The sequence below is a fragment of the Parabacteroides gordonii MS-1 = DSM 23371 genome, from assembly GCF_000969825.1.
GTDB lineage: Bacteria > Bacteroidota > Bacteroidia > Bacteroidales > Tannerellaceae > Parabacteroides > Parabacteroides gordonii.
Map to the genome: position 1 here is coordinate 1178015 of NZ_KQ033919.1, position 2618 is coordinate 1180632.

Annotated in this window: 1 other annotated feature (cut by both window edges). The window is 49.5% G+C overall.

Annotated elements, in window-relative coordinates:
- Nucleotides 1–2618 (reverse strand) — a sequence feature (most likely nonfunctional fraction of RNA operon) (it extends past both window edges: 123 nt to the left, 1544 nt to the right).

The following is a 2618-nucleotide window of genomic DNA, read 5'->3' on the forward strand; positions in this document are numbered from 1 at the left end:
GGGATATCTAATCTTGAGGCTGGCTTCGTACTTAGATGCTTTCAGCACTTATCCAATCCAGACTTAGCTACCCGGCGGTGCACCTGGCGGTACAACCGGTAAACCAGTGGTCTGTCCAACACGGTCCTCTCGTACTAGTGTCAGAGCCTCGCAAATATCCTACGCCCACGATAGATAGAGACCGAACTGTCTCACGACGTTCTGAACCCAGCTCGCGTGCCACTTTAATGGGCGAACAGCCCAACCCTTGGGACCTTCTCCAGCCCCAGGATGTGACGAGCCGACATCGAGGTGCCAAACCGCTCCGTCGATATGAGCTCTTGGGAGCGATCAGCCTGTTATCCCCGGAGTACCTTTTATCCTTTGAGCGATGGCCCTTCCATGCGGAACCACCGGATCACTATGCTCTAGTTTCCTACCTGATCGAGTTGTCTCTCTCCCAGTCAAGCACCCTTATGCCATTACACTCTACGACCGGTTACCAATCGGTCTGAGGGTACCTTTAGAAGCCTCCGTTACTCTTTTGGAGGCGACCACCCCAGTCAAACTACCCACCATACAGTGTCCTCGCTTAGCGAGTTAGAACTCAAACAACCAAAGGGCCGTATTTCAACGGTGACTCCACAAATACTAGCGTGCCTGCTTCAAAGTCTCCGGCCTATCCTACACATTAGTTGCCCAAATTCAATGTAAAGCTATAGTAAAGGTTCACGGGGTCTTTTCGTCCCATCGCGGGTAATCGGCATCTTCACCGATACTACAATTTCACCGAGCTCACGGTTGAGACAGTGTCCAGATCATTACACCATTCGTGCAGGTCGGAACTTACCCGACAAGGAATTTCGCTACCTTAGGACCGTTATAGTTACGGCCGCCGTTTACTGGGGCTTCAATTCAATGCTTCTCTTGCGATGACATCTCCTCTTAACCTTCCAGCACCGGGCAGGTGTCAGGCTGTATACGTCATATTTCTATTTTGCACAGCCATGTGTTTTTGTTAAACAGTTGCCTGGACCTATTCTCTGCGCCCACCTGTTACAGTGGGACCCTTTATCCCGAAGTTACAGGGTCAATTTGCCTAGTTCCTTAACCGTGAATCACTCGAGCGCCTCAGTATTCTCAACCCAACTACGTGTGTCCGTTTACGGTACGGGTACTCTATGAATATGCTTAGCGGATTTTCTAGGGAGCCTGCTTACGTCCATATTACCTTGTACAAGTACGCGGTATACTGTCAGGTTCGACTCTCCGAGCGGATTTGCCTACTCAGATCTACGTCTACACCCTTTAACCAACTATTCCGTCAGTTGGCAGGACTGTCACTTCTCCGTCTCCACATCGCTCCATAAAGTAGTATGGGAATATTAAACCATTCTTCCATCGGAATCGCCGTTCGGCTTATCCTTAGGTCCCGACTTACCCTGATCCGATTAACGTTGATCAGGAAACCTTAGTCTTTCGGCGAGGAAGTTTCTCACTTCCTTTATCGTTACTTATACCTACATTTGCTTTTCCAGCTACTCCAGCAAGGGTTATCCCTCACCTTCTACGCCACTGGAATGCTCCCCTACCATCCATTACTGGATCCATAGCTTCGGTAAACAGTTTATGCCCGAGTATTATCCACGCCAAACTCCTCGACTAGTGAGCTGTTACGCACTCTTTAAATGAATGGCTGCTTCCAAGCCAACATCCTAGCTGTCTCTGCAGTCTGACTTCGTTAGTTCAACTTAACTGTTATTTGGGGACCTTAGCTGATGGTCTGGATTCTTCTCCTCTCGGACGCGGACCTTAGCACCCGCGCCCTCACTCCAGGGCAATATATAGTACGCATTCGGAGTTTATCTGGACTTGATAGGCGGTGAAGCCCTCGCATCCAATCAGTCGCTCTACCTCATACTATACTAACCCTAGGCTGCACCTAAATGCATTTCGGGGAGTACGAGCTATCTCCAAGTTTGATTAGCCTTTCACCCCTACCCACAGTTCATCCGAAAGCTTTTCAACGCTTACCGGTTCGGTCCTCCAGTTAGTGTTACCTAACCTTCAACCTGACCATGGGTAGATCACTTGGTTTCGCGTCTACTCCCTCCGACTAAACCGCCCTATTCAGACTCGCTTTCGCTTCGGCTCCGTGGCTGAACCACTTAACCTTGCCGGAGAAAGTAACTCGTAGGTTCATTATGCAAAAGGCACGCCGTCACAACTTACGTTGCTCCGACCGCTTGTAGGCAGACGGGTTCAGGGTCTATTTCACTCCTCTGTTCGAGGTTCTTTTCACCTTTCCCTCACGGTACTGGTTCGCTATCGGTCTCTCGGGAGTATTTAGCCTTACGGGATGGGCCCCGCAGTTTCACACAGGATTTCTCGTGCCCCGCGCTACTCAGGATACCACTAGGCTTCGTTAGTAAGTCGTATACGGGATTTTCACCCTCTATGATCACTTTTTCCAAAGTGTTCTACTTTACTAATTTCTTGCCACAGCGTGGTCCTACAACCCCAATACTGCCTAAACAGTATTGGTTTGGGCTCTTCCGCGTTCGCTCGCCACTACTTGCGGAATCATTTTTATTTTCTTCTCCTATGGGTACTTAGATGTTTCAGTTCCCCACGTTCGC